The sequence below is a fragment of the Streptomyces sp. NPDC053367 genome (genome assembly GCF_044545925.1).
Taxonomy (GTDB): Bacteria; Actinomycetota; Actinomycetes; order Streptomycetales; family Streptomycetaceae; genus Streptomyces.
The window spans coordinates 228543-254667 of record NZ_JBITYN010000005.1 but is presented as its reverse complement, the minus strand read 5'-3'; the positions used below and the strand labels follow the sequence as shown (position 1 = coordinate 254667).

General features: G+C 73.1%; 21 protein-coding genes. 16 read left to right on the top strand and 5 right to left on the bottom strand.

Features of this window, described 5'->3' with window-relative positions; genetic code table 11:
* The first annotated feature begins 129 nt into the window (after positions 1-129).
* From ACIGXJ_RS16545 to nudC, 5 genes are all read left to right on the top strand, one after another.
* The gene (locus ACIGXJ_RS16545; protein WP_399645305.1) at positions 130-516 is read left to right on the top strand and encodes an MGMT family protein; all 387 of its coding nucleotides are present in this window, start codon (positions 130-132) and stop codon (positions 514-516) included.
* A gap of 257 nt (positions 517-773) precedes the next feature.
* Positions 774-4274 carry a UvrD-helicase domain-containing protein gene (locus ACIGXJ_RS16540; RefSeq protein ID WP_399645303.1) on the top strand — a complete coding sequence of 1167 codons (3501 nt, stop codon included), beginning with the start codon at positions 774-776 and terminating at the stop codon, positions 4272-4274.
* Between the two features lie 267 nt (positions 4275-4541).
* On the top strand, positions 4542-8111 hold the full coding sequence (locus tag ACIGXJ_RS16535; protein WP_399645301.1) for a UvrD-helicase domain-containing protein: 3570 nt from the start codon (positions 4542-4544) through the stop codon (positions 8109-8111).
* Positions 8112-8189: 78 nt separating this feature from the next.
* Entirely contained in the window at positions 8190-9593 is a 1404-nt protein-coding gene (locus ACIGXJ_RS16530) for a dipeptidase (protein ID WP_399645299.1), read from the top strand.
* Between the two features lie 166 nt (positions 9594-9759).
* Positions 9760-10701, top strand: a complete 942-nt coding sequence (nudC, locus tag ACIGXJ_RS16525) for an NAD(+) diphosphatase (RefSeq protein WP_399645297.1) — start codon at positions 9760-9762, stop codon at positions 10699-10701.
* An 83-nt stretch (positions 10702-10784) separates the two neighbouring features.
* On the opposite strand, the gene ACIGXJ_RS16520 is transcribed toward nudC, so the two are convergent.
* Positions 10785-11027 (bottom strand): mycoredoxin, encoded by a 243-nt coding sequence (locus tag ACIGXJ_RS16520; protein ID WP_399645295.1) that lies wholly within the window; start codon positions 11025-11027, stop codon positions 10785-10787.
* 181 nt (positions 11028-11208) lie between these two features.
* Between ACIGXJ_RS16520 and ACIGXJ_RS16515 the strand changes: the two genes are divergently transcribed.
* The 5 genes from ACIGXJ_RS16515 to ACIGXJ_RS16495 all read left to right on the top strand — a co-directional run bounded on the left by ACIGXJ_RS16515 (position 11209) and on the right by ACIGXJ_RS16495 (position 15105).
* Positions 11209-13404, top strand: a complete 2196-nt coding sequence (locus ACIGXJ_RS16515) for an ATP-dependent DNA helicase UvrD2 (protein WP_399645293.1) — start codon at positions 11209-11211, stop codon at positions 13402-13404.
* A 165-nt stretch (positions 13405-13569) separates the two neighbouring features.
* Positions 13570-13896 (top strand): hypothetical protein, encoded by a 327-nt coding sequence (locus tag ACIGXJ_RS16510; RefSeq protein ID WP_399645291.1) that lies wholly within the window; start codon positions 13570-13572, stop codon positions 13894-13896.
* Between the two features lie 174 nt (positions 13897-14070).
* Positions 14071-14439, top strand: coding sequence for a WhiB family transcriptional regulator (locus ACIGXJ_RS16505; protein WP_030784068.1), 369 nt, complete (start codon positions 14071-14073; stop codon positions 14437-14439).
* Entirely contained in the window at positions 14436-14759 is a 324-nt protein-coding gene (locus ACIGXJ_RS16500) for a hypothetical protein (RefSeq protein WP_399645289.1), read from the top strand. Before ACIGXJ_RS16505 ends, ACIGXJ_RS16500 begins: the two co-directional genes overlap by 4 nt.
* Positions 14760-14895: 136 nt before the next feature.
* Entirely contained in the window at positions 14896-15105 is a 210-nt protein-coding gene (locus tag ACIGXJ_RS16495) for a hypothetical protein (protein WP_399645287.1), read from the top strand.
* Positions 15106-15127: 22 nt separating this feature from the next.
* Here ACIGXJ_RS16495 and ACIGXJ_RS16490 read toward each other — a convergent pair whose 3' ends face one another.
* Both ACIGXJ_RS16490 and ACIGXJ_RS16485 read right to left on the bottom strand, forming a co-directional pair.
* Entirely contained in the window at positions 15128-16537 is a 1410-nt protein-coding gene (locus ACIGXJ_RS16490; protein ID WP_399645285.1) for an ABC1 kinase family protein, read from the bottom strand.
* On the bottom strand, positions 16530-17756 hold the full coding sequence (locus ACIGXJ_RS16485) for a TOMM precursor leader peptide-binding protein (RefSeq protein ID WP_399645283.1): 1227 nt from the start codon (positions 17754-17756) through the stop codon (positions 16530-16532). The genes ACIGXJ_RS16490 and ACIGXJ_RS16485 overlap by 8 nt, the downstream gene beginning before the upstream one ends.
* A 257-nt stretch (positions 17757-18013) precedes the next feature.
* Here ACIGXJ_RS16485 and ACIGXJ_RS16480 point away from each other — a divergent pair, with 257 nt between their 5' ends.
* The 4 genes from ACIGXJ_RS16480 to ACIGXJ_RS16465 all read left to right on the top strand — a co-directional run bounded on the left by ACIGXJ_RS16480 (position 18014) and on the right by ACIGXJ_RS16465 (position 21976).
* Positions 18014-18610, top strand: coding sequence for a M48 family metallopeptidase (locus ACIGXJ_RS16480; protein ID WP_399645281.1), 597 nt, complete (start codon positions 18014-18016; stop codon positions 18608-18610).
* Positions 18611-18791: 181 nt separating this feature from the next.
* The gene (locus tag ACIGXJ_RS16475) at positions 18792-20510 is read left to right on the top strand and encodes a TerD family protein (RefSeq protein ID WP_399645279.1); all 1719 of its coding nucleotides are present in this window, start codon (positions 18792-18794) and stop codon (positions 20508-20510) included.
* A gap of 13 nt (positions 20511-20523) precedes the next feature.
* Positions 20524-21204, top strand: a complete 681-nt coding sequence (locus tag ACIGXJ_RS16470; RefSeq protein ID WP_399645277.1) for an AIM24 family protein — start codon at positions 20524-20526, stop codon at positions 21202-21204.
* Positions 21205-21220: 16 nt separating this feature from the next.
* Positions 21221-21976, top strand: a complete 756-nt coding sequence (locus tag ACIGXJ_RS16465) for an AIM24 family protein (protein ID WP_399645275.1) — start codon at positions 21221-21223, stop codon at positions 21974-21976.
* A 55-nt stretch (positions 21977-22031) separates the two neighbouring features.
* Here the strand turns inward: ACIGXJ_RS16465 and ACIGXJ_RS16460 are convergent, their stop codons facing one another.
* On the bottom strand, positions 22032-22553 hold the full coding sequence (locus ACIGXJ_RS16460) for an NUDIX hydrolase (protein ID WP_399645273.1): 522 nt from the start codon (positions 22551-22553) through the stop codon (positions 22032-22034).
* Positions 22550-24001, bottom strand: coding sequence for a zinc-dependent metalloprotease (locus ACIGXJ_RS16455; RefSeq protein WP_399645271.1), 1452 nt, complete (start codon positions 23999-24001; stop codon positions 22550-22552). Before ACIGXJ_RS16455 ends, ACIGXJ_RS16460 begins: the two co-directional genes overlap by 4 nt.
* Before the next feature lie 193 nt (positions 24002-24194).
* Between ACIGXJ_RS16455 and ACIGXJ_RS16450 the strand changes: the two genes are divergently transcribed.
* Both ACIGXJ_RS16450 and ACIGXJ_RS16445 read left to right on the top strand, forming a co-directional pair.
* A complete protein-coding gene (locus ACIGXJ_RS16450) occupies positions 24195-25307 on the top strand; it encodes an SDR family oxidoreductase (RefSeq protein ID WP_399645269.1) in 1113 nt (370 codons plus the stop codon).
* A 285-nt stretch (positions 25308-25592) separates the two neighbouring features.
* On the top strand, positions 25593-26054 hold the full coding sequence (locus ACIGXJ_RS16445) for a molybdenum cofactor biosynthesis protein MoaE (RefSeq protein ID WP_399645267.1): 462 nt from the start codon (positions 25593-25595) through the stop codon (positions 26052-26054).
* The last annotated feature ends 71 nt before the right edge of the window (positions 26055-26125 follow it).

The window sequence follows — 26125 nt, the reverse complement described above, 5'->3', positions numbered from 1 at the left end:
ACCGACACACGGGGGCATCAGGGTGCAAACGCGGGGGCGCACAGTCTGCCGGACGCGCCGCTCCCGGCGAGGGATACGCACGGTGGCGGGCCGCTCGCGTTGTCGGTGGGGTGGTGCAGGATGGGGCGAATGAGCGAGGAGAGCCTGCCGAGGGACGCCCGCGCGGAGTACGCGGACGAGCTGCCCGAGTACGCCGAGCGGGTTCTGGAGGTCGCGGAACTGATCCCGCCGGGGCGCGTCATGACGTACGGCGACATCGCGGAGTGGCTGCAGGAGGGCGGGCCGCGCCAGGTGGGCCGGGTGATGGCGCTGTACGGCGGTGCCGTGCCGTGGTGGCGCGTCACCCGCGCGGACGGTGTCCTGCTGCCCGGCCACGAACTGCGGGCACTCGCCCACTACCGAGCGGAGGGCACTCCGCTGAAGGACGCGGGCAGGGCGGCCGAGGGCCATCTGCCCCGCCTGGACATGAAGCGGGCGCGATGGGACGGCGGCGGACACACGCAGGGTCACACCTGACAGCTTCCGCCATCGGGCGCCGACGCGGGGGACACATGATCCGTACGGGGGAAACGGGGCACTTCCGTGACATGACGTACGTTCGTGGGGTGAGGGGCGTACGTGGCGCACGAGCCAGGAGGGAAGAAGCGGAAGGTCTGCTTCCGGCCTTCTCGTCGGCGTAGCGTCTGCTGCGCGCGTCCCTCTCACCTCCCTGCCACCCGCTTTCCCCGCAGGCGGCCCGGCAACCAGCACACCCACCAGGACCGGCGAACCACGTGAGCTCCTCTTCCTCCACCAGGCGCCTGTCGCACCACCAGGTGCGCCAGGGGAGTCGTGGCGCTTACCGACTGGTCCGCACCCCGCCGGCCCAGCCCGCTCCCCCTCGTCTGGACGCCGCACAGCGGTCCGTGGTTGACCACACCCACGGACCGCTCCTCGTCCTGGCCGGCCCCGGCACCGGCAAGACCACCACCCTCGTCGAGTCCGTCGCCGCCCGAATCGCGCGCGGCGGGGACCCCCGGCGCATCCTGGTGCTCACCTTCAGCCGCAAGGCCGCCGTCGAACTGCGCGACCGCATGGCCCTGCGCATAGGGGCCGCCCGCGCCCCCCAGGCGACCACTTTCCACTCGTACTGCTACGCCCTGGTGCGGGCCCACCAGGACAGCGACCTGTTCGTCGAACCCCTGCGGCTGCTGTCCGGCCCCGAGCAGGACGTCGCCGTACGCGAACTGCTGGCCGGGCAGACCGACCTGGAGCGGCTCGGCCTGGCTCACGTGCGCTGGCCCGACGAGCTGCGCGCCTGCCTGACCACGCGGGGCTTCGCCGACGAGGTCCGCGCGGTCCTCGCCCGCAGCCGCGAGCTGGGCCTGGACCCCGGCGCCCTGGACGCCTTCGCGCGCCGCATCGGCCGCCCCGACTGGCGCGCGGCCGCCGCCTTCCTCGCCGAGTACCTCGACGTCCTCGACCTCCAGGGCGTCCTCGACTACGCCGAACTCGTCCACCGCGCGGTGCTTCTCGCCCGCCGCCCGGACACGGCCGAGAAGCTCGCCGCGCAGTTCGACGCCGTGTACGTCGACGAGTACCAGGACACCGACCCCGCGCAGGTACGGCTGCTGCACGCGCTGGCCGGGGGCGGGCGCACCCTGGTCGCCTTCGGTGACCCCGACCAGTCGATCTACGCCTTCCGGGGCGCCGACGTGAACGGCATCCTGGACTTTCCGCGCACCTTCACTCGCGCGGACGGCAGCCCGGCCCCCGTAGAGGTCCTGCGCACCTCGCGCCGCTCCGGGGCCACGCTGCTCGCCGCGACCCGGCTGCTGACCCAGCGCATGCCGCTCAACCGCCTCCCCGCCGACAAGGCCCGCGCCCACCGCGAGCTGACTCCCGCGCGCGAGGGCGGCCGCGTCGAGGTCTTCACCTACCCGACGCCGGGCACCGAGCTGGACAACATCGCCGACGTCCTGCGCCGGGCCCACCTGGAGGACGGCGTCCCCTGGAGCGACATGGCCGTACTGGTCCGCGCCGGCTCCCGCACCATTCCGGCCGTCCGCCGCGCCCTCACCTCCGCAGGCGTCCCCCTCGACATCGACGGCGACGACCTGCCCCTGCGCCACGAGCCGGCGGTCGCACCCCTGCTGACGGCGCTGCGCGCGGTCGCCACGGCGGAGGCGGGGGGCGTGACCGCGGACGAGACAGCCGTGATGCCCGGGGCGGAGGCGGACGAGACGGCCGTGTTTTCCGCGGCCGAGGGGGACGAGACGACCACGCCTGCCCAGGCTGACGCCCAAGAGAAGACCGCGCGCGACCAGGCTGACGCGGAAGAGACGACCGCGCCCGCCCAGGCCGAGGCGAGCGAGACGCCTGCGCCCGCCCAGCCGGAGGCCGGCGAGACCGTCGAGGCCTGCTGGCTGGACACCGAGACCGCGCTCACGCTGCTCACCTCCCCCCTCGCCGGCATGGACGCCGCCGACCTGAGGCGCCTCGGGCGGGCCCTGCGCGAGGAGGAGCGGGCCGCCGGGAACCCGGTGCCGCCGCCGTCGGACGAGCTGCTCGCGCGGGCACTGGCCGAGCCGGAGCGGCTGGCCGTGCACGATCCGGCGTACGCGCGCGGGGCGCAGCGCCTCGGCGCGCTGCTGCGCAAGGCCCGCGAGCGCCTGGCCGGCGGAGGTACGGCCGAGGAGGCGCTGTGGGACCTGTGGGAGGGCACCCCGTGGCCCGCGCGACTGGAGCGGACCGCCCGGCGCGGCGGAGCGGCGGGCCGTAACGCCGACCGCGACCTGGACGCCGTCTGTGCCCTGTTCGCGACCGCCGCGCGCGCGGAGGAGCGCACCGGGGGCCGTGGCGCGCTGAACTTCCTGGAGCAGATCGACGCCGAGGACATCGCCGCCGACACGCTCACCCGGCGGGCCCTGCGGCCCGACGCCGTACGCCTGATGACCGCGCACCGCGCCAAGGGACTGGAGTGGCGGCTGGTCGTCGTCGCCGGGGTCCAGGAGGGGCTGTGGCCCGACCTGCGCCGCCGCGGCTCCCTGCTGGAGGCCGACCGCATCGGCCGCGACGGACTCGCCGAGCCGCTCACCCCGGGCGCCCTGCTCGCCGAGGAGCGGCGCCTGTTCTACGTCGCCGCCACGCGCGCGCGTGAACGGCTCGTCGTCACCGCGGTGAAGGCCCCCGCCGACGACGGCGACCAGCCCTCCCGCTTCCTGACCGAACTCGGCGTCGAACCGAAGGACGTGACCGGCCGCCCGCGGCGCCCCCTGTCGGTCCCCGCCCTCGTCGCCGAGTTGCGCGCGTCCACCGTCGACCCGCGCGTGTCCGACGCGCTCAGGGAGGCGGCCGCCCGTCGCCTCGCCCGGCTCGCCGCCCTCACCGACGACGACGGACGCCCGCTGGTGCCGTCCGCGCATCCCTACCGCTGGTGGGGCATGTTCGAGCCGACCGAGTCGAAGGTGCCGCTGCGCGACCGCGACCAGCCCGTCGTGCTCTCCGGCAGCGCCCTCGACCAGCTCGCCAACACCTGCGCGCTGCAGTGGTTCCTGGGCCGTGAGGTGAAGGCCGACGCGCCCGCGACCGCCGCGCAGGGCTTCGGCAACGTCGTGCACGTCCTCGCCGACGAGGTCGCCTCCGGGCACACGCCCGCCGACCTCGACGTCCTCATGGAACGCCTCGACTCGGTGTGGAACGCGCTCGCCTTCGACGCGCCCTGGAAGTCGGCGCAGGAGAAGGAGCACGCGCGTGTGGCGCTCGAACGCTTCCTGAAGTGGCACGTGATGGACCGCACCGGCCGCACGCCCGTCGCCAGCGAGCACGACTTCGACGTCACCCTGGAGGCGGGCGAGTACGAGGTGCGCATCCGCGGCCAGATGGACCGCGTGGAGGCCGACGGCCAGGGCCGCGCGTACGTCGTCGACTTCAAGACGGGCAAGCAGTCCCCCACCGCGCGCGAGGTCGAGCACCATCCGCAGCTCGCCGTCTACCAGCTCGCCGTCCGCGAGGGCGCCGTCGACGACGCCTTCGACGGGGTCCGCCCCGAGCCGGGCGGCGCCGAACTCGTCCACCTCCGCCAGGGCGCGGCCAAGCGGGACGGCGGCGAGACGCTGCCCAAGGTGCAGGCGCAGGAGCCCCTGGAGGGGGAGTGGGTCGGCGACCTGCTGGCCACGGCGGCCGGGAAGGTCCTCGACGAGCGGTTCACCCCGACGAGCGGCCAGCACTGCACGCACTGCGCCTTCCGCGCCTCGTGCAGCGCGCGACCGGAGGGCCGGCACGTGGTCGAGTAACCGGCGCCGCCGGTGTGCCGTCAGCGGCATGACGGACCGCACCAGCGGCGCCGACCGCCGGGACCGCACCAGCGGCGCCGACCGGCTGTCAGTGGCGTGACGGACCGCAGCACGGGCGTGGGCAGGCGGAGCGCACCGCGGGCACGGGCCCCGCCCCGCGTGTCAGCGGCGTGACGAACCGCACCACCCGTGCCGACCTGCGTGTCTTCCGCCCAGGGCGGCCGACGCGGCCTGCGCTGTCAGTGGCCGCCGCTAGCCTCTTCTCTCATGTCCGCCCGCATCACCGACCCCGAGCAGCTCAAAGAGCTCCTCGGCATCCCGTTCACCCCGGAGCAGATGGCCTGCATCGTCGCGCCGCCCGCTCCGCAGGTGATCGTGGCCGGAGCCGGGTCGGGCAAGACGACGGTGATGGCGGCGCGCGTGGTGTGGCTGGTCGGGACCGGCCAGGTCGCCCCCGAGCAGGTCCTCGGTCTGACCTTCACCAACAAGGCCGCGGGCGAGCTCGCCGAGCGCGTCCGCAAGGCGCTGGTCCGCGCGGGTGTCACCGACCCCGACGTCATCGACCCCGACAACCCGCCCGGCGAGCCGGTGATCTCGACGTACCACGCCTTCGCCGGCCGCCTGCTGACCGACCACGGCCTGCGCATCGGTCTGGAGCCCACCTCCCGCCTCCTGGCCGACGCCACCCGCTACCAGCTGGCCGCGCGGGTACTGCGCGAGGCACCGGGCCCCTACCCGGAGCTCACCCGGTCCTTCGCCGACCTCGTGGCCGACCTCCTCGCCCTGGACTCCGAGCTGTCCGAGCACCTCGTACGGCCCGAGAGCCTGCGCGCGTGGGACGCCGGGCTGCTGCTGGCGCTCGACGGCGCCAAGCTCACCAACGCCGACCTGCGCAAGGTGCCCGAGGCGGCAGCCGCGCGGCGGGACCTCGCCGAGCTGGTGCTGCGCTACCGGGACGCCAAGCGGGAGCGGGACCTGCTCGACTTCGGCGACCAGATCGCCCTGGCCGCGCACCTCGCGCAGCTGCCGGAGGCGGGGCGCATCCTGCGGGACGAGTTCCGTGTGGTGCTGCTCGACGAGTACCAGGACACGTCCGTCGCCCAGCGCGTCCTCCTCGCGGGCCTGTTCGGCGGCGGCACCGGCCACCCCGTGACCGCCGTCGGCGACCCCTGCCAGGCGATCTACGGCTGGCGCGGTGCCTCCGTCGCGAACCTCGACGACTTCCCCGAGCACTTCGCGCACGCCGACGGCCGCCCCGCCACCCGCCAGGCGCTCAGCGAGAACCGCCGCAGCGGCGGCCGTCTCCTCGACCTCGCCAACGGCCTCGCGGAGCCGCTGCGCGCCCTGCACGCGGGCGTGCAGGCGCTGCGCCCCGCGCCGGGCGCCGAGCGCGACGGCCTGGTCCGGTGCGCGCTGCTGCCGACGCACGCCGAGGAGATGGACTGGATCGCCGACTCGATCGCCCATCTGGTGCGCACCGGCACCCCGCCCGGGGAGATCGCGGTCCTGTGCCGTACGGCGACCGACTTCGCCGAGATCCAGGGCGCGCTCGTCGCCCGTGACGTGCCCGTCGAGGTCGTCGGCCTGTCGGGGCTGCTGCACCTGCCCGAGGTCGCGGACCTGGTCGCCGTCTGCGAGGTGCTCCAGGACCCCGGCGCCAACGCCTCGCTGGTGCGGCTGCTGACCGGCCCCCGCTGGCGCATCGGCCCGCGCGACCTCGCGCTGCTCGGCCGCCGCGCCCGGCTGCTGGTGTCCCACGCGCGCGTGGGCGACGAGGACGACCCCGACCGCAGGCTCGCCGCAGCCGTCGAAGGCGTGGACCCGGCCGAGGTGATATCGCTCGCGGACGCCCTCGACACGTTCCTGGAGGGCGACGGGCAGGACGACGGTCTGCCCTTCTCACCGGACGCGCGCGTGCGCTTCGCCCGTCTCGCCGCCGAGCTGCGCGAGCTGCGCCGCTCCCTGTCCGACCCGCTCATGGACGTCCTGCACCGGGTCCTCGCGGTCACCGGCCTGGAGGTCGAGCTGTCGGCGTCCCCACACGCGCTGGCCGCCCGCCGCCGCGAGACCCTGTCGAACTTCCTGGACGTCGCCGCCTCCTTCGCCGCGTCCGACGGCGAGGCCACCCTGCTGGCCTTCCTCGGTTTCCTGCGCACCGCGGCGCAGTACGAGAAGGGCCTGGACAACGCCCTGCCCGGAGGCGAGAACACCGTCAAGGTGCTCACCGCGCACAAGTCCAAGGGCCTGGAGTGGGACGTCGTCGCCGTGCCCGGCCTGGTCACCGGGAACTTCCCCAGCGGCCAGGGGCGCGAGAAGTGGACCGCCCAGGCGAAGGTGCTGCCGCACGAACTGCGCGGCGACGCGGACACGCTGCCCGACGTCGAGGCATGGGACTCGCGCGGCATGAAGGCCTTCCACGAGGCCATGAAGCAGCACCAGCACACCGAGGAACTCCGCCTCGGCTACGTCACCTTCACCCGGCCCCGCTCCCTCCTGCTCGGCTCCGGCCACTGGTGGGGCCCCAGCCAGAAGAAGCCGCGCGGTCCGTCCGACTTCCTCATGGCGCTGCACGACCACTGCGCCGCCGGCCACGGCGAGATCGAGGCCTGGGCGGACGAGCCGGAGGAGAACGCCGAGAACCCCGCCCTGCACCGGGAGGCCGCCGACCACGCGTGGCCGCTGCCCCTGGACGAGACGGCCCTGGCCCGCCGCCGCGCCGCCGCGGAGACGGTCCTGGCCCACCTGGAGACCCTCGCCACGGCCCCCTACGACCCGGACGGCCAGGAGGACCCGGACTGGCCCCCGCCGCCGGAGGACGACGAGCCGCACTTCGAGGACGAGCCGCACTTCGAGGACGAGCCGCCGTACGACGGGGAGCCGCCGTACGAGGAGCCGCCCCATGGCGAGTCGGCGAATGGCGAGACGGCGTATGACGAGTCGCCGTACGACGCGTCGCCGTACGACGGGGAACCACCCTTCGCGGACGACCCCGCCGACTGGGACTCGCTCAGCGCCGAGCGACCCTCGGTCCCGCACCAGGCGACCGCACCGGAGCAGGTGACCGGACAGGTGACCGAGCCGCCGACCGACCCCGTCGTAAGCCACGGAAGCCACCGGCACACGGCGCCCCTCACCCCCGAGGAGGCCCGCACCGTCGCCTCCTGGGACCGCGACCTCGACGCCCTCACCGGAGAGCTGCTGCGCGCCCGCCGGTCCGTCACCGAGGTGCCGCTGCCGGCCGCCCTGACCGCCTCCCAGCTGCTGCACCTGGCCGCCGACCCGGACGGCTTCGCACAGGAGCTGGCGCGCCCCATGCCGCGCCCGCCGCAGCCCGCCGCCCGCCGCGGAACCCGCTTCCACGCGTGGGTGGAGACCCGCTTCGAGGCGCTGACCCTGCCCATGCTGGAGCCGGACGAGCTGCCCGGGGCGGACGCCGAGATCGCCGACGAGCGTGACCTGGAGGAGCTCAAGGACGCCTTCGAGCGCACCCCGTACGCGCACCGCACGCCCTACCGCGTCGAGGCGCCCTTCCAGCTCGCCGTCGCCGGCAGGGTGATCCGGGGCCGTATCGACGCCGTCTACAAGGAAGGGGACGGCGAGACGGCGACGTACGAGATCGTCGACTGGAAGACCGGCCGCGAGGGCGCCGCCGACCCCCTTCAGCTCGCCCTGTACCGCCTGGCCTGGGCGCAGCAGCAGGGTGTGCCCCTGGAGTCGGTGACGGCGGCGTTCCTCTTCGTCCGCACCGGTGAGGTCGTACATCCGCGGCCGCTGCCGGACCGTGCCGCGATCGAGCGGTTGCTGCGCGAGGGCGGGCCGGCGCGGGACGGCATATGACGAACCGCCCAAGAGGGACGTCCGTATGTGACGAACCGCCCAACAACGACGTCAGTGCGGGCCGATAGGCTCGTGACCATGAGCCAGACCCCGGACAGCGCCGTCCGCCAGTACATCCAGCAGCACCGCGCCGCCTTCCTCGACGACCTCGCGGAGTGGCTGCGCATCCCGTCGGTGTCGGCCCAGCCCGACCACGCGTCCGACGTACGGCGCAGCGCCGACTGGCTCGCCGCGAAGCTCGGCGAGACCGGTTTCCCGTCGGTCGAGGTCTGGGAGACCCCGGGCGCCCCGGCCGTCTTCGCCGAGTGGCCCTCCGGTGACCCGCAGGCACCCACCGTCCTCGTCTACGGCCACCACGACGTCCAGCCCGCCACCCGCGAGGACGGCTGGGACAGCGAGCCCTTCGAGCCCGAGATCCGCGAGAACCGTCTCTACGCGCGCGGTGCCGCCGACGACAAGGGCCAGGTCTTCTTCCACACCCTGGGGGTACGCGCACACCTCGCCGCCACCGGCCGCACCGCACCCGCGGTGAACCTGAAGCTGCTGATCGAGGGCGAGGAGGAGTCCGGCTCCCCGCACTTCCGCGCCCTCGTGGAGGAGCACGCCGGCCGGCTCGCCGCCGACGCCGTGATCGTCTCCGACACCGGCATGTGGTCCGAGGACACCCCCACCGTGTGCACGGGCATGCGCGGCCTCGCCGAGTGCGAGATCCGGCTGTACGGCCCCGACCAGGACATCCACTCCGGCTCCTTCGGCGGCGCCGTGCCCAACCCGGCGACCGCCGCCGCCCGCCTGGTGGCCGCCCTGCACGACGAGCACGCGCGTGTGGCGATCCCCGGCTTCTACGACGGTGTCGTCGAACTCACCGACCGCGAGCGCCAGCTCTTCGCCGAGCTGCCCTTCGACGAGCCGCGCTGGCTGCGCACCGCCAAGTCGTACGCCGCCCACGGCGAGGCCGGGCACACCACCCTGGAGCGGATCTGGGCCCGCCCGACCGCCGAGGTCAACGGCATCGGCGGCGGCTACCAGGGGCCCGGCAGCAAGACGATCATCCCGGCGTCCGCGATGGTGAAGCTGTCCTTCCGGATGGTCGCGGGCCAGGACCCCGCCCACATCGAGAAGGTCGTCCGTGCCTGGGCGGCCGAGCAGGTGCCGGCCGGGATCCGCTGCGAGATCACCTTCGGCTCGGCCACGCGCCCGTGCCTGACGCCGCTGGACCACCCGGCCCTGCAGTCGGTGGTGCGCGCGATGAGCCGCGCCTTCGAGGGGCCCGTCCGCTTCACCCGGGAGGGCGGCTCGGGGCCGGCCGCCGACCTCCAGGAGGTCCTCGCCGCCCCCGTGCTCTTCCTGGGCATCTCCGTGCCCTCCGACGGCTGGCACGCGCCCAACGAGAAGGTCGAGCTGGATCTGCTCGTCAAGGGCGTGGAGACCAGCGCCTATCTCTGGGGTGACCTGGCGGAGAGCTGGCGCCATGGAAGCTGACCGGCCGACGCCGACCGGGGCGCCCTCGCGCGCGGGGCACACTGGAAGGGCCACCCCGCACCGCGAAGCCCCGCCGGACCCGGTCACCGCCTGCCGCACGTCCCGCTGAACCCGCTGAACCGCCGCCGAACCCAACCGCTGCACCCCGGGGGAGTTGGAAGCACCCGTGACCACCTGGACCGACCGCACCGCCGAACGACCCATCTCGCTCACCGCCCCGAGCGGCATCGATCGCGCCGCCCACCACCGGCTCGACGAAGCCTGGCTCGCGGCGGCGTGGAGCCACCCCACGACCCGCTGCTTCGTGGTCTCCGGCGGTCAGGTCCTCATCGACGAGACGTCCGACGGCAGGACCGAACTCGTCATGACGCCGTCCTTCGAGGCGCCCCTCACCGAGGCGCACCGCTACTTCCTGGGCACCGACGCCGACGGCGTCAGCTACTTCGCCCTGCAGAAGGACTCGCTGCCCGGCCGTATCGACCAGTCCGCCCGCCCGGCGGGCCTGCGCGAGGCCGGACTGCTGCTCTCCCCGCGCGACGCGGGCCTGATGGTGCACGCCGTGGGCCTGGAGAACTGGCAGCGCACCCACCGCTTCTGCTCCCGCTGCGGCGAGCGCACGGTCATCGCCGCCGCCGGCCACATCCGTCGTTGCCCGGCCTGCGGCGCCGAGCACTACCCGCGCACCGACCCGGCCGTGATCATGGCGGTCACCGACGAGGACGACCGCATCCTGCTCGGCCGCCAGGTCCACTGGCCCGAGGGCCGCTTCTCCACGCTCGCGGGGTTCGTCGAGCCGGGAGAGTCCATCGAGCAGGCCGTGCGCCGGGAGGTGTTCGAGGAGGCGGGCGTGACCGTCGGACCGGTCGAGTACGTCGCCAGCCAGCCCTGGCCGTTCCCGTCCAGCCTGATGCTGGGCTTCATGGCCCGCGCCACCAGTACGAGCATCGACGTCGACGGCGACGAGATCCACGAGGCCCGCTGGTTCTCCCGCGACGAACTGGGCGCCGCCTTCGACTCCGGCGAGGTGCTGCCGCCCTACGGCATCTCCATCGCGACCCGGCTCATCGAGCTCTGGTACGGCAAGCCGCTGCCGACGCGCAGCGTCTGACGACGGCGGCAGCAGAGCACGGATGCACAAAGGGCGGAGGCCCCCCGGCCGGGGGGCCTCCGCCCTTTACGTGCAGGTCGCGCTCAGACGCCGATCTTCTGCTTCACCTGGGCCAGCGACGGGTTGGTGAGCGTCGAGCCGTCCGCGAAGAGAACCGTCGGCACGGTCTGGTTCCCGCCGTTCGCCTTCTCCACGAAGGCGGCGGACGTCGGGTCCTGCTCGATGTTGATCTCGGTGTACGCGATGCCCTCACGGTCCAGCTGCTTCTTCAGCCGCTGGCAGTAACCGCACCACGTCGTGCTGTACATCGTCACAGTGCCCTGCATGTCTCGCGCGCTCCCTTGGTTCGGGGATCAGGTCGTCCGTTGGGGGAACATACGCGAACGGGCCACCATTCCCGCCGGGGGTACGGCCTTCGGCGTGACGCCTGTCGCATTGGTACGACTATCACTGCGCCCCTGTGGACAACCGGCTCGTGCGCCCCGGGCGACCTGGCAGCATGGCTGTGTGACAGCAGCAACGCACTCCCCTCTCTTCCCGCAGACACCGGACTCGGCCGACGCGGTGCTCGAAGGGCTCGACCCGGAGCAGCGCGAGGTCGCCACCTCCCTGCACGGTCCGGTGTGCGTACTCGCCGGCGCCGGCACCGGCAAGACCCGGGCGATCACCCACCGGATCGCCTACGGGGTGCGCGCGGGCATCCTCCAGCCCTCTAGCGTGCTCGCCGTCACCTTCACCAACCGGGCCGCGGGGGAGATGCGCGGCCGGCTGCGGCAGCTCGGCGCGACCGGCGTCCAGGCCCGCACCTTCCACTCCGCCGCGCTCCGCCAGCTCCAGTACTTCTGGCCGAAAGCGATCGGTGGCTCCATGCCCCGGCTCGTCGACCGCAAGGTCCAGCTCGTCGCCGACGCGGCCGCCGCCTGCCGGATCCGGCTCGACCGCGGGGAGCTGCGGGACGTCACCGCGGAGATCGAGTGGTCCAAGGTCACCCAGACCACCCCCGCCGACTACGCGCTCGCAGCCGCGAAGGCCGGCCGTGAGGCCCCCCGCAGCCCGGCGGAGATCGCCCAGCTGTACGCCGCCTACGAAGAGGTGAAGCGCGACCGTGCCGTCATCGACTTCGAGGACGTGCTGCTGCTGACCGTGGCCGTCCTCCAGGACCGCCATGACATCGCCGACCAGGTCCGTGCCCAGTACCAGCACTTCGTCGTGGACGAGTACCAGGACGTCAGCCCGCTGCAGCAGCGGCTGCTGGAGCTGTGGCTGGGGGAGCGGGACAGCCTCTGCGTGGTGGGGGACGCCAGCCAGACGATCTACTCGTTCACGGGCGCAACCCCCGACCATCTGCTCGACTTCCGTCTGCGCCACCCGGGCGCCACCGTCGTCAAACTCGTCCGGGACTACCGCTCCACCCCGCAGGTCGTGCGGCTGGCCAACGGCCTGCTCGCCCAGGCCCGCGGCCGCGCCGCCGACCACCGGCTGGAACTCGTCTCCCAGCGCGGCCCCGGACCCGACCCCGTCTTCACCGAGTACACCGACGAGCCCGCCGAGGCGGAGGGCGCCGCCCGCCGTATCCGCGCGCTCCTGGACGCGGGCGTGCCGGCCAGCGAGATCGCCGTGCTGTTCCGCACGAACGCCCAGTCCGAGAACTACGAGCAGGCCCTCGCCGACGCCGCCGTGCCCTACCAGCTGCGCGGCGCCGAGCGGTTCTTCGACCGGCCCGAGGTGCGCAAGGCGGGCGTCGCCCTGCGCGGCGCGGCCCGCTTCGGCGGCAACGACTCCCTGCTCGACGACGCCGTCGACCTGCCCTCCCAGGTCCGCGCGGTGCTGTCGGGCGAGGGCTGGACCCCGCAGCCGCCCGCGGGATCCGGCGCCGTCCGTGAGCGCTGGGAATCGCTCGCCGCGCTGGTGAACCTGGCCCAGGACTTCGCCGCCGTCCACCCCCGCGCCACCCTCGCCGACCTCGTCGCGGAACTCGACGAGCGGGCCGGCGCCCAGCACGCCCCCACCGTGCAGGGCGTCACGCTCGCCTCCCTGCACTCGGCGAAGGGCCTGGAGTGGGACGTGGTGTTTTTGGTCGGTGTCGCCGAGGGCATGATGCCGATCACCTACGCGCGCACCGACGAGCAGATCGAGGAGGAGCGCCGCCTGCTCTACGTCGGCGTCACCCGCGCCCGTGAGCGGCTGCATGTCTCCTGGGCGCTGTCCCGCTCGCCCGGTGGACGCCCCAGCCGCAGAGCCAGCCGCTTCCTCGACGGCCTGCGCCCCGGCACGGCCGGCGTGGCGGGCCGCACCGGCGCCGCGGCCGCGGGCGGGGTCGAGCGGGGTGTCGCGGCCGCCGCGGAGGCCGCCCCGAGACGCAGACAGCGCACCCCGGCCCGATGTCGGGTGTGCGGGCGCACCCTCACCGACGCCGGTGAGATGAAGCTGATGCGCTGTGAGGACTGCCCGTCCGACATGGACGAGGGCCTCTACGAGCGGCTGCACGAGTGGCGGGAGGTCCAGGCGAGCCGCAGCGGTCAGCCGGCGTTCTGCATCTTCACCGACAAGACACTGATGGCCATCGCCGAGGCCGCCCCGACCGAGCCCGTCGAACTTGCTCGTATCCCCGGTGTCCTCACGCGTAAGCTCAACCGCTACGGGGCCGACGTCCTGGCCATCTGCGCCGGTCAAGAGGTCGTCGCGGGGGACGATGACGACTGATACGAACTCGTCGAAAAAATAGTTTGCGCATGCCCCGGCAATCCCCATAGGTTCTTAGCCGTGGGAACGGCGGCCTTCTCGGAGGCGCCGATTCCGTGTTGTACTTGCATATCCGTCGGACTGGTTCATCCCAGTCCCCAGAGACGCCGAGAGGAGGCGAGTCCAGTGATCAGCATCAACGCCAGCTCCATCAGCACCGCCAAAATGACCGATCGCTCGGTCGTCGCTTCCCTGTGCATGCTCGGCGCCTCGAACCAGGGCACCGGTGTGTCCGGCATTCGTGCCGTCCGTCCGGCGTCCTCTCTGTCTCTCGCGGGCCTTCCCGTCCGTGAGCGCAATGAGCGACCGACCCAGGCACTGGAAGCGGCAGTAGTGGCACAGGCCCAGGCCTATGCCTTTACGGCGACCGGTGCCGGATTCCGGAAGCAGACGACGCAGCACCACCTGATGTGGGCCTTCCGTGGGCCAGAACCCTGGAGTGATCCAGCCTGATCGTCGATCAGGCCGGCGCCTTCAGGGCCGCGGAACCCCATCCGGGATCCGCGGCCCTTCTGTTTTCCCCGAACGGGGAGAGCGGAACGAAGGAGCCTCGGGACAAGAAAAGAACCCGGTACCAGCCGCCCCCGGCCCAACACGGCCGGAACGACCAGACGAGGAAGACGAACCGTGCAACTCGAAGCGCACGCCCCGTCCGTACCGCCTTCCGAAACGATCCCCCCGCCCGGCCTCACGGAGGACTCCGCCTTGACCCCCCTCACCGCGCTCACCGCGCTCGACGACGCCATCGAGAACCTCGGTGTACCCGTCCCCTGCCGTTCCTACGACCCGGAGGTCTTCTTCGCGGAGTCGCCGGCGGACGTCGAGTACGCCAAGTCCCTGTGCCGCACCTGCCCGCTGATGGAGGCCTGCCTCGCCGGCGCCAAGGAGCGGCGTGAGCCCTGGGGCGTCTGGGGTGGCGAGCTGTTCGTCCAGGGTGTCGTCGTCGCCCGGAAGCGGCCGCGTGGCCGCCCGCGCAAGAACCCGGTCACAGCATGAACACCCCAGGAACGATCGACCGCCCCCTCACGCACGACCCCAAGAAGCAGGCCCCGATGAAGCCATCCACCAGCGAGCCCACCGGCTCCGTGATCGAAGACGTCACCACCACCGGCGCGACCGACTCGCGTCAGAACAGGACCCGCGAGATGCAACTCATCCCAGAAGCCCTGGCACGTGCGCATATGCACGACCGCCTGCGTGACGCGCAAGCGGAGCGCCGCGCACTGAGCGTGGCGACCGCGCGTCGCATGCAGCGCCGGGCCGAGCGCGCGTCGCTGCGCGCCCGCCGTGCGCTGGCGCTCGCCGTCATGCAGTGACCCACACCACCTGAAGCGGTGGCCTCCAGCACCGGGAGGAGAGAGCTTCCCCGCGGGGGCCGGTCCGTCCGAACGGACCGGCCCCCGCGGTGCGTTGTGCCGGGGCATCGTCGCGCCGCGGGGATATCGTCGGTGGGTGACGAGTCTTCCCGGAGGTGGGGACGACGGCGGGTCCGCCGCGCAGCCCCAGCGCCTTGTGTGTGCTCGCTGCGGCGCCACGGAGCAGGCGCCGCAGCCGACCTGGACCTGTTCCGTGGAGAACGGCGCCCGCCGCTACTTCTGCGACCGGTGCTCGCGGGAGAACCTCCGGGCGATCGAGGGGCGGCTCGACTCGGCCTGGTGGTAGGGCCGGGCGAGCCGCCGCGCGCTCAGGCCTCGGCGGCGGCGTCCAGGTCGTCGCCGTCGTGCGCGGAGTCCTCGTCCGCAGCCTCCTCGAAGCCCTCGGTGTCCTCCGCGAACGCCGGGAGCCACTCCTCCAGCTCCTCGCGCAGCCGTACGGTCGCGCCCAACTGGCACAGCACGCCGATGGTGCTCAGGGTCACCCGATGTATCAGCAGGTACGCCGGCGGCAGGTTGAGCCGCTTGGCGAGCTGGTAGGCCGGCGAGCGGGGGTCGGCTATCCGTGCCGCCTGGCCGCGCATCCAGCCGCGGGTGAAGGTGAACTCCTCCACCTGCGCCGGCTCGATGATCGGCAGGAGGTAGTCGAGTACGGCGTCGGGGTCGAGGTCGATGGACTCCTTGACGAACCCCTCGGTGCACAGCAGCTCGTAGACCGCCTCGGCCTCGCCGTCGAGAGTCAGCCGGAGCGAGTGGCCGATCGGGGTGGGCAGCCCGCCCGGCAGCCGGTCGACGGTGCCGAAGTCGAGCACGCCCAGCCGCCAGTCGTCCTCCCCCTGCGGGCCGCCCGGCAGCAGGCGGAAGTTGCCCGGGTGCGGGTCGGCGTGCAGCAGCCCGGTGCGGGCCGGGCCGGAGAAGAGGAAGCGGGCCAGCAGCTGGCCGGCCCGGTCGCGCTGGGCCTGGGTGCCGTCGGAGATCACCTCCGACAGCGGGACGCCCTCCATCCACTCGGTGACCAGCACCTGCTCGCCCTGATGCACCACCGCCGGCACGACCACGTCCGGGTCGTCCGCGAACTCCTCGGCGTGCACCTGCTGGGCCTGTGCCTCCAGGGCGTAGTCGAGCTCTTCCGTGACCCGGTCGCGCAGCTCCGTGATCAGCGGCTTGATGTCCATGCCCGGGATGAGCGGTCCCAGCAGCCGGGCGAAGCGGCTCAGCTGGTTCAGGTCGGACAGCAGGGCGTCGCCGGCGCCCGGGTACTGCACCTTGACGGCGACCTCGCGGCCGTCGTGCCACACCGCCCGGTGCACCTGGCCGATCGAAGCGGCCGCGGACGGCTTGTCCTCGAACTCCAGGAACAGCTCCCGCCAGTCCTCGCCCAGCCGCTGTCCGAGCACGCTGTGCACGGTGGTCGTCGGCATGGGAGGCGCCGCCTCCTGGAGCTTGGTCAGTGCGGCGCGATAGGGGCCGGCGACCTCTTCGGGCAGCGCCGACTCGAAGACGGACAGCGCCTGCCCGAACTTCATCGCGCCGCCCTTGAGCTCGCCGAGCACCTTGAACAGTTGCTCAGCCGTGCGTTGTTGCAGCTCGCGGCCGACGATCTCCGCGGACTCGCCCACGATCCGCTTGCCCAGACCCCAGGTCGCCCGCCCGGCGAAGCCGAGCGGAAGCGCGGCGAGCTTGGCGGTCCGGGTGACCGCCTTCCGGGGAAGATCAGACATGCGCCCTCCAAGTGCCGGCCGGCCGTGCCGCGCCTGCCGTTCGGCCCGACTTCGCTGACGACCTTTGCACGGCCATTGTCTCGTGCGGGACCCCGGTCTCCGAGATGTGTTCCTGATTACCTTCGCGACTTCCTCGCTCGGCCGCGCCACAGGGGCAGCCCGGATGCCCCGGTACGGGGCGGGCATGCCCCTGGAGCGCCGGCAGCGAGACCTCCCAGCGTGCCCCCGCGCTCGACGGGACGCGGCCGTCGAGGAAGGCCAGCGCGTGTGCCGCGGCCAGCCCGGCGACCGTCGTGGCCAGGGCCAGATCGCAGGCGCGCACCTTGCGCGGCCGGCCGGAGTGCCACTGCGCGACCAGCCGGGGCCAGGCCGGGTCCCGGTCGGTGCGGGACTCGTGCAGACAGCCCGCGCAGCCCGTGTCCCCCGGCAGCACCAGCGGACCGACGACACCGGTCGCCTCCACCACACCGGCGTAGAGATGGGGGGTGCCGGAAGTCATCAGGGATTCCGCGGCGGACGGCAGGGGCGCGTGGACGGCCGCGTCGTCGCGCGGGGCGAGGACCACCAGGGACAGTCCCCGCTGCGGCTCCTCCAGGGGCGACCTGGGACCCCGGTGCGGCGGCCGGTCCGGTGCGGCGGCGCGCACGGCGTGCCGGGCGGCCTCCTCTCTGCGCTCCCCGACCGCGTCGGCGCACAGGCCGCCGGGGCCGACGTCCCCGGGCTCGACCCGGCCGACGTCACGCACCTCCACCTCGCCGACGCCCGCGCCGGACAGCAGGGACGCCAGCAGCACGCCCACCCGCCCGGCGCCCAGGACACGCACCCGCAGGGAGCGGCGGGCGGCCAGCAGTTCCAGCGCCTCGCCGGGCGCGGACGTGGTCACCGACAGGGTGGCGAGGTCGGGCCGCAGCCGCTCCAGGACGGGCTGTCTCTCGCGCAGCGCCCGAGCCGCCGGTCCGCCGCCCCGGGAGTCGTCGAGCAGGCCGGCCCGGGCCAGGCCCTGGACCAGGGCGTCCACCCGGCCGTCCGGCAGATCCATGCGGCGGCCCTCCTCGCGCAGCAGCGGCAGCCCGCGGGTGCCGTCGAGCAGGTCCAGGAAACTCCCCGTCGCCGTGTCCATCGGACCCAGCGTCATCGCGTGCGTCGGCGTCATGCCGAACTGCACCGTGTTGAGATCACGCCAACCGCGCCGCAGCGCGGGCTTCACCATCGGATGCATGACAGGCCCCCGTAGCCCCGGAACGTCCCTGTGCGCCGGCGGAGCGGGGGCGTGGGGGTCACCCCGCTCCGCCGAGCACTGCCAGAGTGCCGGGACCCGGCACGTCGCCGCGAAAGTTGTCCACAGGTGACAGTGAGTAGTCATCCGTGATGCTTGTCATACAAATCCGGCGTGTGGGTCAAGCGTGGGGCAGGGGATCGCCGCGGAAACGGTCCGTGGTCGGGACTTCGCCCGTGTGCAGCGGGTAACGTCGGGGCGTGTCCGCCGACCCACTGAACCGTGCCGGAACACCGCAGCGCCGCACGACCGCCCAGCCGCCCAGCGGCTCGCAGTCCGACGCGATCGAGGTCCGCAGGAGCGCCCGCCGACGAAGGACGGTCTCCGCGTACCGCGAGGGCGATCGCACCGTCGTGCTCATCCCCGCCCGCATGTCCGAGGCGGAGGAGCGGCGCTGGGTGAACGTCATGCTCGCCAAACTCGCCGCCCAGGAGAGTCGCAAGCGCCTGGGCGACGCCGAGCTCGCCGAACGTGCCGAGCGGCTCTCGGCGCAGTACCTGGAGGGACGTGCCCGCCCCGCCTCGGTGCGCTGGGTGACCAACCAGAACACCCGCTGGGGCTCGTGCACGCCCGCCGAGGGCAGCATCCGGCTGTCGCACCGGCTGCAGGGCATGCCCGAGTACGTCGTCGACTACGTCCTGCTCCACGAACTCGCGCATCTGCTCGTGCCGGGCCACGGCCCCCGCTTCTGGCGGCTGCTGGAGGCCTATCCGCGCACCGAGCGCGCCCGCGGCTACCTCGAAGGGGTGGTGGCGGCCGACCGGCTGCCGCATCTGCCCGGCGCGCGGGGGGAATGAACGGCGCGATTCGGCCCGGCGCACGCGGGGATGGAACGGGGGATTCCGCCCGCCCGTGGTGCCCGGTGGTACGGCTGAGCTGTGGTTGTGTACCGGCTCTGTACCGACATCGTCCGTTGTCGGAGTTTGCCGTTAGCCTGGCGCGACGCACTCACTTCGGGATGGGGGACGGTCGTAACGCATGGCCAGGGAATTCCAACGCGGCCACAAGGCCAGGATCAGTGACCTCACCGCGGGCACGGATCTGTACGTAGGCGTGCAGATCTCCGGCCCCGGGCTGACCTTCGACATCAGCTGCTTCGGGCTCGACGCCGACGAACGGCTCTCGGACGACCGGTACTTCGTCTTCTTCAACCAGCCGAAGTCCCCCGAGGAGTCCATTCAGCTCCTGGGCGCCCAGGCGGGTGACACGGAGTCCTTCCGCATCACGCTCGACCGGATCCCGGCGCACATCCAGAAGCTGTCCTTCACGGCGACGATCGACGGCGCCGGACAGATGTCGCAGATCGCTCCCGGCTACCTGCGTATCGTCGCCGGCGGCGAGGAAGTGGCCCGCTACTCCTTCAACGGCTCGGAGTTCTCCACCGAGCGGGCCGTGATGCTGGGCGACTTCTACCTGAAGGACGTGTGGCGGTTCGCGGCCGTCGGACAGGGCTTCGACGGCGGTCTCGAGGCGCTGCTGAAGAACTTCGGCGGCGAGGTCGCCGAGGAGGAGGCCCCCGCACCGCAGGCGCCGCAGGCACCGCAGGTCGGGGCCACGCCCGGTTTCGCACCCCCCGCCCAGGCCACCGCGCCCCCCGCCTTCTCCGCCCCGCCGCAGGCCCCGGCCCCCGCGCCCGCTCCGGCACCCGCCCCGGCGCCCCAGCCCGCCCCGCAGGGCTTCGCGCCGCCGCCGGGAGCCACGCCGCCCCCGGCACCGGCCCCCCAGGTGCACACCGCGCCGACCATCGTCGCGCCCCTGCACACCCCGCCCGGCGGCACCGTCCCGCCCCCGCCGCAGGCGCCGTACGGCCAGCCGACCCAGCCGCAGCAGCCCTACGGCCAGCCGCCCGCCTACGGCCAGACCCCGCCGCCGCCCCCCGGCTACGCCCAGCCGCAGGCACCGCACGCACCCGCCCCGCCGCCCGGCTACGGCCAGACCCCGCCGCCCCCGGGCTACGGCCAGCAGCCCGCGTTCGGCCAGGTCCCCGGCCAGCAGGCCGCCCCCTACGGCGCTCCGCAGGGCGGCGCCCCGCAGACCCCGGGCGTGGCCGGTGCGCTGCAGCAGTTCAAGGAGACGCCCACCGGGCAGCGCTGGACGCAGCAGAACAAGAAGCTCGTCCGCGTCGACCTCGGCATCGGCGGCCAGCCGGTCCTCGCCCGCCAGGGCAGCATGGTGCTCTACCAGGGCAAGGTCGACTTCAGCTACAAGGGCGCCGGTTTCGCCGGCCGGATCGTCGGCAACGCCACCGGCCAGGAGATGCAGCTGATGCGCTGCACCGGCCAGGGCCAGGTGTTCCTCGCCGAGGACTCCACGATGCTGCACCCCATCGAGCTCCAGGGCGACGGCATCTGCGTCTCCGCCGAGAACGTCCTCGCCTTCGACGAGAGCCTGCAGTACGAGGTCCGCCGCATCGAGGGACACGGCATCCCCGGCGGCGCGCTGTTCACGATGCAGTTCACCGGCACCGGCACGGTCGTCGTCAAGACGCACGGCACGCCCGTCGTGCTGCCGGTGACGCCCACGACCTTCGCCGACTGCAACGCGGTCGTCGCCTGGTCGTCGGCGGCCCAGGTGGTCGTCTCCAGCCAGGTCCGCATGCGCCGCAACGCCTACCCCGGCGACACCGGCGAGAGCGTGAACCTGCAGTTCCGGGGAGCGCCCGGCAACTTCATCGTGGTCCAGCCGTACGAGGTCTGAGGGAGAGCCCGACATGAACCAGCCGCTCGCGGGCTTCGCTCCCGCACCCGTCACCGCCCGCATGGAGAACCACGGCAACCACATGCTGAAGGTCGCCATGCAGACCGGGCACGACCTCCTCGCGCGCGTGGGGTCGATGGTCGCCTACGAGGGCTTCGTCCAGTACGAGCCCAATCCGCCGGCCGTCCGCCAGATCGCCAAGGACTGGATGACCGGCGAGGGCGCCCCCCTGATGAAGTGCTCCGGCGACGGCCTGCTCTACCTGGCCGACTACGGCGCCAACGTCGTCGTGATCAACCTCAACGGCGACGGCATCTCCGTCAACGCCACCAACCTGCTCGCCTTCGACGCGCACCTGACCTGGGGCGTGGAGCGGGTCAAGGGGCTGGCGAAGTTCGCCGGTCAGGGCCTGTGGAACACCAAGATCTCCGGACAGGGGTGGGTCGCGCTCACCTCCCGGGGCAAGCCGATCGTCGTCGACTGCGGCGGCGGCGAGGACGAGACCTACGTCGACCCGGACGCGCTCGTGGCCTGGTCCCCGAACCTGAAGGTGAAGGGCAAGCGCAGCTTCAAGGCGCAGTCGCTGATCGGCCGGGGCAGCGGCGAGGCCTACCAGATGGCCTTCTCCGGCCAGGGCATCGTCGTCGTCCAGCCCAGCGAGGACAGCACCGACCGTCTCCGGCTCCGGGGCTGAGGGGGAGCACCACACCATGCAGAGTCCGCTTTTCGCCTACAACGACCAGCAGACCCAGGAGCGCTGGGCGCTGCAGAACAAGCAGATGCTCCGCGTCGCCCTGGAGGGCCACGACGACATCCTCGCCCGCAAGGGCACGATGGTCGCCTACCAGGGCCTCGTCGAGTTCGACGCCGAGTACCAGACCAACAGCTCCTCACGCGCGCGTGCGCGCACCGGTGAGGGCCTGGACCTGATGCGCTGCCACGGGCAGGGCACCGTCTACCTCGCCAACCTCAAGCAGCACGTCCACCTGATGGACGTCGACCAGGACGGGCTCACCGTCGACAGCAGCTATGTGCTGGCGATGGACTCCTCCCTGCACCACGAGGTCATCGCCGTCGACAGCCTCTACGGCATCTCCGGCTCCGGGAAGTACCAGCTCAACATCACCGGCCGCGGCAAGGTCGCCCTGATGACCTCCGGCATGCCGCTGCTGATGCAGGTCACCCCGGACAAGTACGTCAACTGCGACGCCGACGCGATCGTCGCCTGGTCCACCTCGCTGCGCGTGCAGATGCAGGCCCAGACGCACTCCTCCGGCGTGTGGCGCAGGCGCGGCAACACCGGTGAGGGCTGGGAGCTCAGCTTCATGGGCTCCGGGTACGCGCTGGTGCAGCCCAGCGAGCTGCTGCCGCCGCAGAACGCCCAGATCGGCTCGGGCCTCGCCGCGCAGTACGGCATGGGCCAGCAGGGCGTCAGGGCGCAGAACCAGGGCAACGTCTGGAGCTGACCGTCCGGAAAGCAGACGTAAGGGGCGGTCGCCTTGGTGACCGCCCCTTACCTGTTCAGAGTCTGGCGCGGGTCGCCGCGAGCAGTCGTACGACGGACTCGTCCGCCACGTCCGCCACCTCGTCGTAGGCGAACCAGCGCAGGTCCAGGGACTCGTCGCTGATGGCCTCGGCGGCTCCGGCGGGCGCCAGCGCCGCGTACTGGACGTCGAGGTGCCAGTGGCAGGGCGCCGGGATGGGATGGCGGTCCAGGGTCACCGGTCCGCCCGGCAGCAGGGTCAGGCCGGGGATGCCCGACTCCTCCGTGGCCTCGCGCAGGGCGGCCGCCTCCAGGGAGGTGTCCTGCGGCTCGCAGTGGCCGCCCATCTGCAGCCACATGCGCAGCTTCTTGTGCAGGGTGAGCAGCACCTGCCCGCGCGAGGGGTCGATCACCAGGGCGCTGGCGGTGAGATGGCCCGCGTGGCAGGCCTTCCACATGCCGTCCGGGTGGGCCGCGAGATGGTCCAGGTAGGTCTGGCGCAGCTCGGGCTGGTCCTCGTAGCCCTTCAGCACGAGGACCGCGTCGTCGTACAGGCTCACTCGGTGCCGTCGCCCTTGCCGTCGTCGCTCTTGCCGTCGTCCTTCTTGTGCAGGTCGGGCTTGTCCGCGGGGCCGTCCGCGGCCTCGCCGAGCATCTTGTCCCAATCGGAGAAGTCCAGGTGCTCGCGGTGCACGAAGCCGTCCGGGTCGTCCAGGTCGGTCGCGGTGGGCAGCATGTCGGGGTGCGCCCACAGCGCGTCGCGGCCGTCCACCCCGCGCGCGTCCGTGAGGGACGCCCACAGGCGGGAGGCGTCGCGCAGCCTGCGCGGGCGCAGTTCCAGGCCGATCAGCGTGGCGAAGGTCTGCTCCGCCGGGCCGCCGGTGGCACGGCGCCGGCGCAGGGTCTCCCGCAGCGCGTCCGCGGACGCCAGGCGCGGCTTGGCGGCCGCGTGGACCACCGCGTCCACCCAGCCCTCCACAAGCGCCAGAGCGGTCTCCAGACGGGCCAGGGCGGCCTTCTGCTCCGGGGTGTCCTCCGGCTGGAACATGCCCTGCTGGAGGGCCTGCTGCAGCTCCTCGGGGTTCTGCGGGTCGAACTGGCCGACCACGTCCTCCAGCTTGGCGGTGTCGACCTTGATCCCGCGCGCGTAGCCCTCGACGGCGCCGAACAGGTGCGAGCGCAGCCACGGCACGTGCGCGAACAGGCGCTGGTGGGCGGCCTCGCGCAGGGCGAGATACAGCCGCACCTCCTCCTTGGCGATGCCCAGGTCCTTGCCGAACGCCTCGATGTTCACCGGCAGCAGCGCGGCCTTGCCGGCCGGGCCCAGCGGCAGGCCGACGTCGGTGGAGCCGACGACCTCGCCCGCCAGCACGCCCACGGCCTGCCCGATCTGCGTGCCGAACATCGCGCCGCCCATCGAGCGCATCATGCCGATCAGCGGGCCGGCCATGGCCTGCATCTCCTCCGGCAGGATGTCGCCCATGGCGCCGCCGACGCGCTCGGCGACCGGGTCGACGAGCTCCTTCCAGGCGGGCAGGGTGGCCTCGACCCACTCGGCACGGCTCCACGCCACGGCGGTGCCCGCGCCGGACGGCAGCGAGGTGGCGTCGTCCAGCCACAGGTCGGCCAGGCGGACGGCCTCCTCGACCGCGGTCCGCTCGGCCGTACCGACGCTCGCGTCCTTGACGCCGTCCGCCGTCCCCTGGGAGACCGTCTGGCGGGCGATCTGCTTGGCCATGTCCCAGTTCACCGGGCCGCCCTCGTAGGAGAGCATCTGGCCCAGCTGCTGGAACGCGGCCCCCAGGTCGGTGGGGTTCAGAGAACCGAACATGGCCGCGAGCGGATTGTCCGCTCCGCCGCCCAGGCCTCCGGCGCCGGGCAGCGACCCGAAACCGAACGGGTTGGCCGGTCCCTGACCACCGCCGCTCTGCTGGTCCTTCTTCTTGCCCTCGTCGCCGTTCTCCGGCTCCTCCGGCGGAAGGCCGAATCCGAATGGGGTGTCACTCACGGGATTCCTCGGCTGGTAAGGCCGCCGGTTCTTTCCCGACGGCACGACTGCCCGACAACACCACCCAGCGTAGACACCGCGGGCGGTTGGGGCCTCGGTGCTTCGCCGACAGAGGGCCTGCGGCAGGATGGATGCCACCTGGTACGTACGCGTCACTCGCGCTCGTACTGAAGACAACCGCTGGAGACGCCCGGTGAGTTCCCCAGACCCGCAGGTTCGCGCAGCGCGAAACCCGTCAACCTCTCCCGCCGTGCGCGGGCCCGTCGTCGCGGTCACCGGCGCCGCGTCCGGCGTGGGCGCCCTGCTCACCGAGCGGCTCGCCGCGTCGGAGGAGATCAGGCAGGTCATCGCCATCGACGAGCGACGCGGCCCGTGCGCGGACGCGCAGTGGCACATCCTCGACGTGCGCGACCCCGCGATCGCCGAGAAGCTGCGGGGCGCCGACGTCGTGGTCCACCTGGCCCTCGACCTGGATCTGGAGACGGACCCCGCCGCCCGGACGGCGTACAACGTGCGGGGGACGCAGACCGTGCTGACCGCGGCCGCGGCGGCCGGGGTGCACCGCGTGGTGCTCTGCACGTCCTCCATGGTCTACGGCGCCCTGCCGGACAACGAGCTGCCGCTGTCCGAGGACGCCGAGCTGCGGGCCACGGCCGAGGCGACCGGCGTCGGGGACCTGCTGGAGATCGAGCGGCTCGCACGGCGCGCGCCGCGGGCGCACCCCGGGCTGAACGTCACCGTCGTACGGCCCGCCGTGCTGGTCGGGGGCACCGACACCGCGCTGACCCGGTACTTCGAGTCGCCTCGGCTGCTGGTCGTCGCCGGGTCGCGGCCCGCGTGGCAGTTCTGCCACGTGGAGGACCTGTGCAGCGCTCTGGAGTACGCCGTCCTGGAGAAGGTCGACGGTGAGCTGGCCGTCGGCTGCGACGGGTGGCTGGAGCAGGAGGAGGTCGAGGAGCTCAGCGGGATCCGCCGGATGGAGCTGCCCTCCGCGGTCGCGCTGGGCGCGGCGGCCCGGCTGCACCGCATCGGGCTGACGCCCTCGCCCGCCGGGGACCTCGCCTACACGATGTACCCCTGGGTGGTGAGCGTCAGCCGGCTGCACGACGCCGGGTGGCGGCCGCAGTGGACCAACGAGGAGGTCCTCGCCGAGCTGCTGGAGGAGGTGTCCGGGCGGCACACGGTCGCCGGACGGCGGCTGGGCCGCAAGGACGCGACGGCCGCGGGTGCGGCCGGCGCGACGGTGGCTCTGCTGGGCGCGGCGGCCGTCGTACGGCGGGCCCGGAAGGCGCGGCGGCGCATCTGAGGCGGGTCCGGCCGGGCGTTCCTCGCGAGGTGCGGTGGCGCGGGAGCCGGGGCGGGGCGTTCGCGCGGCTCGGCGCTGCGAGGGGCCTCCCCCGAGGGGGACCCCCGGCCCGCGTGCCCCCGGGACCCCCGGCCCGCGTGCCCCCGGGACCCCCGGCCCGCGTGCCCCCGACGAGGGCCCGCGGCCGGGCTCGGAGCGGTACGTACGTAGCTCCAAAGCCGCACACGCGTGTGCCGGGCGATGACGCTATTCCCCCTGTTCGCGCGCGTGGGGCACGATGGGGGTATGGCACTCACGAACGATCACCCCGGCGAGCAGGCCGCGCAGGATCCGATCAAGCTGATCGGGATCAGGGAGACGCCGCTCTCCCTGGACGAGGTCTTCGCGGCCGTGGGGGACGACGCCGCCGGTGGGACGGCGCTCTTCGTGGGGACGGTGCGCAACCACGACGGGGGTGCCGACGTCGACGAGCTCGGCTACTCCTGTCACCCCTCCGCGGAGGCGGAGATGCGGCGGATCGCCGAGAAGGTCGTCGCCGAGTATCCGGTGCGGGCGCTGGCGGCCGTGCACCGTGTGGGGGATCTCCGGGTCGGTGATCTCGCCGTCGTCGTCGGCGTGTCGTGCCCGCACCGCGGTGAGGCGTTCGAGGCGTGCCGGAAGCTGATCGACACCCTCAAGCACGAGGTGCCGATCTGGAAGCACCAGAAGTTCTCGGACGGCACCGAGGAATGGGTCGGCGCCTGCTGAACCGGCGCCTGCCCGAACCGGCCCCTGCTGAACATCCGCGTGTGAACACCGGCACCACTGGTTGTCACCGG

Coding starts and splice junctions, on each gene's coding strand:
- ACIGXJ_RS16545 (WP_399645305.1), top strand. CDS start 130: ATGAGCGAGGAGAGCCTGCCGAGGGACGCCCGCGCGGAGTACGCGGAC.
- ACIGXJ_RS16535 (WP_399645301.1), top strand. CDS start 4,542: ATGTCCGCCCGCATCACCGACCCCGAGCAGCTCAAAGAGCTCCTCGGC.
- ACIGXJ_RS16530 (WP_399645299.1), top strand. CDS start 8,190: ATGAGCCAGACCCCGGACAGCGCCGTCCGCCAGTACATCCAGCAGCAC.
- ACIGXJ_RS16520 (WP_399645295.1), bottom strand. CDS start 11,027: ATGCAGGGCACTGTGACGATGTACAGCACGACGTGGTGCGGTTACTGC.
- ACIGXJ_RS16500 (WP_399645289.1), top strand. CDS start 14,436: ATGAACACCCCAGGAACGATCGACCGCCCCCTCACGCACGACCCCAAG.
- ACIGXJ_RS16490 (WP_399645285.1), bottom strand. CDS start 16,537: ATGTCTGATCTTCCCCGGAAGGCGGTCACCCGGACCGCCAAGCTCGCC.
- ACIGXJ_RS16485 (WP_399645283.1), bottom strand. CDS start 17,756: ATGCATCCGATGGTGAAGCCCGCGCTGCGGCGCGGTTGGCGTGATCTC.
- ACIGXJ_RS16475 (WP_399645279.1), top strand. CDS start 18,792: ATGGCCAGGGAATTCCAACGCGGCCACAAGGCCAGGATCAGTGACCTC.
- ACIGXJ_RS16470 (WP_399645277.1), top strand. CDS start 20,524: ATGAACCAGCCGCTCGCGGGCTTCGCTCCCGCACCCGTCACCGCCCGC.
- ACIGXJ_RS16465 (WP_399645275.1), top strand. CDS start 21,221: ATGCAGAGTCCGCTTTTCGCCTACAACGACCAGCAGACCCAGGAGCGC.
- ACIGXJ_RS16445 (WP_399645267.1), top strand. CDS start 25,593: ATGGCACTCACGAACGATCACCCCGGCGAGCAGGCCGCGCAGGATCCG.